The organism is Bordetella sp., assembly GCF_057362025.1.
This window is the reverse complement of the sequence record NZ_JBMQQZ010000023.1, coordinates 1-4,749: the sequence shown is the minus strand read 5'-3', so window position 1 is coordinate 4,749 and position 4,749 is coordinate 1. Positions and strand designations below refer to the sequence as shown.

The window sequence follows — 4,749 nt, the reverse complement described above, 5'->3', positions numbered from 1 at the left end:
CGTAGTACTTTATCCGCCCCAGGCGCCCCGGTACCCGACAGCAGGATTAGGTTATGAGCAAAGAGCAGGAACACGTAGAAGAACACGCCTCACTCATCAAGACCCCGAAGCAGTTGATCGTCACGGTGGTTCTGGCCTTTCTAGTGCCGATCATCATCATCCTGATGCTCGTCAATATGGTGGCCTCCTACGGCCGCAGCGGTGCGGGGTCCAACGCCTTGACACCGGAAGCCATCGACAAGCGCATTGCCCCCGTCGCGGGTTTCGACCTGGTCGACGCCAACGCGCCCAAGGTCTTTAAGACCGGCGAACAGGTTTTCAGTTCCGTCTGTACGTCCTGCCATACGGCGGGTGTGGCCGGCGCGCCGAAAGTCGGCGACAACGCCGCCTGGGCCCCCCGTATGAAGGAAGGCCTGGAAGCGATGTTCAACATCGCCCTGCACGGCAAGGGCGCCATGCCGCCCAAGGGTGGCAACCCCTCGCTGAGCGACTACGAAGTCGAACGCGCCGTGGTTTTCATGGCCAACAAGTCGGGCGGCAACTTCAAGGAACCGGAAGCGCCCGCGCAACCCGCGGCGAACCAGGGCCAGGCCGCCGCGCCAGCCCCCGCGACCGCCGCACCCACTGCGGCCGCGGCTCCAGCCAAGCCGGCTCCTGCCGCACAGGCACAGGCACAGGCACCAGCACCGGCACCCGCCCAGCAAGCGGCGGTGAACCCCGCGGGCGAAAAGCTCTATAAGACCACCTGTTTCGCCTGCCATGGCACCGGGGTAGCAGGCGCGCCGAAGTTCGGTAGCAAGGCCGACTGGGACAAATACATCCAGACTGGCCTCGACACCATGGTCAAGACGGCGATCACCGGCAAGGGCGCGATGCCGCCCAAGGGCGGCGCGGCCAACGCGTCGGAAGCCGATATCCGGGCCGCCGTGGAATATATGGTCCAGGCAGCCAAGTAATCTGCCAGCGGACGGCCTTGCAAATCCCTACCGGGCAATATCGCCGGTAGGGATTTGTGCTTTATGGGATGCAATCATGCGGCAAGCAGCCGTGTCGCCAACATGCTTGCGCCGGGATCCGCGAGTGGAAGGTGTTTTGGCGTAGATCGCGGCATGCCGGGAACGCGGGGTACCGGGACGGAGGAGGGTAACGATGACGGACTTGCCACCAATGGCTCCGCAAACAGATAGCCGCAGCCCCGCACCGCCAACAGGGGCAGGTCGATCCCTGCGAGCCGCGCCTTACGGCGCAACCGCGACACCAGGACGTCCATGCTGCGCGGGTCCAAGTCCGGCCCGGGGGGCTCGCCGATCCCCGCATCCTGGCCCGTCGAGGCGCGGCGTCCGCGGCGAGCCAATTGGGCCTCGCTGGATGCCATACGCACGAGAAAGCCGTTTTCCGCTACGGTCAGCAATAAGGTGCGGCCGCCAGGACATATGAGCACACGGCAGCTTGCATCCAGGTTCCAGCCTGCGCCAGGACTGCCCGCTCGGGGCATGGCGCCGAGGGGAGACGGCCGATGGGCGGCATCCTGAGGATACCGGGATCCCCTGGAGCCGCCATCGTGGCAGGACGCCGGTTGAGCGTGCGCCTGCGCGACCTCGACGCGGGCCGGCCCGGCTCGTGGCACGGATTCCACGTGATCCACGGGACGACGGGAGGACCGCCCGGCAGCGTCGCCAGACCGTTGCGGTTGCGCGCGGCAGGCGCGCGTGGCTTGCCGCCCCCAGGACATCAGGATGGCGGTAAGTTCGGCGATATCGATCGATGCCGCGTGGCAGGCATCGGCTCCCGCGGCCATGACGTGCATGCGCCACGCGGTGTCGGCCGCGGTGCCCAGCGCAATGACAATGGCAGTGGGCGCCGCCATGCGGACGCTTTGCGCGTCGCAGGCGAGGTCGTCCGATTCGCCGGTAAGCACGATCAGGGGCGAAGGTTGCGCGGCGTACAGATGCCGAAGGCCGGCCAGGCTGCCGCAGGAGCGCACCGTGAAGTCCCGCCTGGACAACTCCTGCGCCAGGTTGTCTCTTACCGCCCGCGCGTCCTGCAGCACGATGACGTCCCGGTAATCCATCATGTTCTTTCTCCTGCACACGACAAAACCACTAATGTGATTTATATAAACACCAACGTGGCAACGGTGCAAGCTTCAATCGGTCCGTGAAGAAATTTTCAGACCGTTTGAGGCACGTTCGTTCACTGCGCGGATACACGCAGGCCGAAGTGGCGCGTCTGGCGGGCCTGTCGCAAAGCGCGGTCGCCAGCTACGAAAGCGGCGAACGCAAATCCAGCAGAGCGCTGTTCAAGCTGGCGGCGGCGCTGGGTGTCGAAGCGCAGTGGCTGGACACCGGCAAGGGGCCGATGGAACGCCCCGCCGACGTTTACGCGAACCCCACGGGCGGACAGCGCTATGCCCTGATGGAAGATGGCGCGCACGGCATGTTCGGCGACGCCCGCAAGGATGCGGACTGGCCCTTCCAGCACATCCCGCGCGGCCGCTACGAAACCCTGACCGCGCGCGACAAGCGCCATCTGGAAAACATGGTGGCCGCCTTCATCGAGGCCTGCCACAGCAACTACGCGCCGCTCAAATCCAAAGGCAAGACGCGCCGCGGCGAGTGATCCCGGTAGCCGACCTGCCCCGGCGGATGCGCTCGGTCGAATGACCCCATCGCGAACGACGGACAACAGCACATCGCGCAGGCCGCGTAAAAACATCTCACACGTAGCGCAAAAGAAAACGCGCCGCGGCGCGTCACGCCGGGGCGCGATGGCTTGCCGCGCGTCCTGGGGTTCGCCCCAGGACGCGGGCTTCAGCGGGCGGGTGCCGCGGTACCCGACGCGGGGGCGGACCGGTTGGATGCCGGCGGTACCGCCGGCGTGCCGCTGCCCGAAGCAGCCGGTGCATCGCCGCGCACGCGGGCCGCGATCTCGGTCGCCGTTTGCGCGGTATCCACGCCGAAGGCCAGCACGCCGCGATTCAACGGTTCGGCGATGCGCGGCGCGGCGACCAATTGACCATTGATGACCAGCACCAGCAGCTTGCCGACGTTCTGCGAACTGATCTGGGCGAGTTTGCGCGCGCCTTCCGGGGTGAAGCGCAGGCCGACGAAATTCTGCCCCTGGCGATCGACCAGGGCCGCCGCTTCGGTCAGGTCGGCGCGCGTGAGCACGGGCTGCGGCTGCACATAAACCGTGGCATCGCTGAGCTTGACCTCCATGAGGTTGGGGGCGGCCTCCGTTTGCGCGATGTAGAAGCCGACCGACGACGCCACGGGGGCGGTCGAGGGCCCGGGCTTGCCGGGCGCGGTACCGGGTGGCGTGCCGCCCGCGGGCGCCGTGGTCCCGCCGGACTGCGTGGACGCGGTACCACCGGCCTTGTTGCCAGGCGTCTGGCAACCCGCCAGAAGGACCGTAGCCATCAATACCACGGGTGCGATCGTACGGAATTTGATGTGCATAACAGCTTTTCCTATTGGTGGAGGTTGCGAAAAAAGTGTACAGGGGACGCAAGGCGGGGCATAACGCAGACTGCTTCCAGATGTAAGGTCCCCGACATGTTGTCTATACTGTCGCATGCACGCAGGGGTACTTCACGGTCCGACTGCGGTTCCGCCGGATTCCTTCGAAATGGCGGCACCGGGAACCAGAGGTTGAGAGAGTCCCTTCGTACCAGTACGGATAATGCCGATGCTGGGAGCGTTCCGGCGGAAACCGCCGGAATCCAACCCTATTCGGCTCCAAACCCTCGCTTGGAGCTTCCATGAACGCCAACCCGAAATTCCTGGCCGCCACGGCCGCCGTCGACGCCGCCGCGGTAGCCCCGCTGCCCAAATCCCGCAAAGTCTATCAGCAGGGTTCGCGCCCGGACATCCGCGTGCCGTTCCGCGAAATCGAGCAGCACGACACGCCCACCATGTTCGGCGGCGAAAAGAACCCGCCGCTGACGGTCTACGACACCAGCGGCCCCTACACCGACCCCACGGTCAAGATCGACATCCGCCGCGGCCTGCCCGAACTGCGCCGTGGCTGGATAGAAGAACGCAAGGACACCGAGGTGTTGTCCGGCCCCTCGAGCGCCTACGGCCGCGAGCGGCTGACCGACCCCAAGCTGACGGCCATGCGTTTCGACCTGCAGCGTCCGCCCCGCCGCGCCCAGGCCGGCGCGAACGTCACGCAGATGCATTACGCGCGCCGCGGCATCGTCACGCCCGAAATGGAATTCGTCGCCATCCGCGAGAACCTGCGCCGCGAGCAATACCTGGAATCGTTGCGCGCCAGCGGCCCGGAAGGCGACAAGCTGGTCAAGCGCATGCTGCGCCAGCATCCGGGCCAGTCGTTCGGCGCGGCCATCCCATCGTCCATCACGCCGGAATTCGTGCGCGACGAAGTGGCGCGCGGCCGCGCCATCATCCCGGCCAACATCAACCACCCCGAGCTGGAGCCCATGGCCATCGGGCGTAATTTCCTGGTCAAGATCAACGCCAATATCGGCAACTCCGCGGTCAGCTCCGGCATCGGCGAAGAGGTCGAGAAAATGACCTGGGCGATCCGCTGGGGCGGCGATACGGTGATGGCCCTGTCCCCGGGCAAGCATCTCCTCGAAACGCGCGAATGGATCGTGCGCAATTCGCCGGTGCCCACCGGTACCGTGCCGATCTACCAGGCGCTGGAAAAGGTCGACGGCAAGGCCGAGGACCTGACCTGGGAGATCTTCCGCGATACGTTGATCGAAGAGGCCGAAAAGGGCGT

At 66.0% G+C, this 4,749-nt stretch carries 5 protein-coding genes; 3 read left to right on the top strand and 2 right to left on the bottom strand.

All coding sequences use genetic code 11. The annotated features are described in order from the left end of the window. Positions 1 to 53: 53 nt before the first annotated feature. On the top strand, positions 54 to 956 hold the full coding sequence (locus ACO1P8_RS06640) for a c-type cytochrome (RefSeq protein WP_486295119.1): 903 nt from the start codon (positions 54 to 56) through the stop codon (positions 954 to 956). A 74-nt stretch (positions 957 to 1,030) separates the two neighbouring features. Here the strand turns inward: ACO1P8_RS06640 and ACO1P8_RS06635 are convergent, their stop codons facing one another. Continuing rightward, the gene (locus ACO1P8_RS06635) at positions 1,031 to 2,074 is read right to left on the bottom strand and encodes a helix-turn-helix domain-containing protein (RefSeq protein ID WP_486295118.1); all 1,044 of its coding nucleotides are present in this window, start codon (positions 2,072 to 2,074) and stop codon (positions 1,031 to 1,033) included. Positions 2,075 to 2,157: 83 nt separating this feature from the next. Here ACO1P8_RS06635 and ACO1P8_RS06630 point away from each other — a divergent pair, with 83 nt between their 5' ends. Next, on the top strand, positions 2,158 to 2,619 hold the full coding sequence (locus ACO1P8_RS06630) for a helix-turn-helix domain-containing protein (RefSeq protein WP_486295117.1): 462 nt from the start codon (positions 2,158 to 2,160) through the stop codon (positions 2,617 to 2,619). Between the two features lie 191 nt (positions 2,620 to 2,810). Here ACO1P8_RS06630 and ACO1P8_RS06625 read toward each other — a convergent pair whose 3' ends face one another. Continuing rightward, positions 2,811 to 3,458, bottom strand: a complete 648-nt coding sequence (locus ACO1P8_RS06625) for a SecDF P1 head subdomain-containing protein (RefSeq protein ID WP_486295116.1) — start codon at positions 3,456 to 3,458, stop codon at positions 2,811 to 2,813. 302 nt (positions 3,459 to 3,760) lie between these two features. Here ACO1P8_RS06625 and ACO1P8_RS06620 point away from each other — a divergent pair. After that, a partial coding sequence (locus ACO1P8_RS06620; protein WP_486295115.1) for a phosphomethylpyrimidine synthase ThiC occupies positions 3,761 to 4,749 on the top strand: 989 nt, incomplete at its 3' end.

Bases quoted from the DNA above. Each gene is read 5' to 3' on its own strand.
- ACO1P8_RS06635 (WP_486295118.1), bottom strand. From the start codon at position 2,074: ATGATGGATTACCGGGACGTCATCGTGCTGCAGGACGCGCGGGCGGTA.
- ACO1P8_RS06625 (WP_486295116.1), bottom strand. From the start codon at position 3,458: ATGCACATCAAATTCCGTACGATCGCACCCGTGGTATTGATGGCTACG.
- ACO1P8_RS06640 (WP_486295119.1), top strand. From the start codon at position 54: ATGAGCAAAGAGCAGGAACACGTAGAAGAACACGCCTCACTCATCAAG.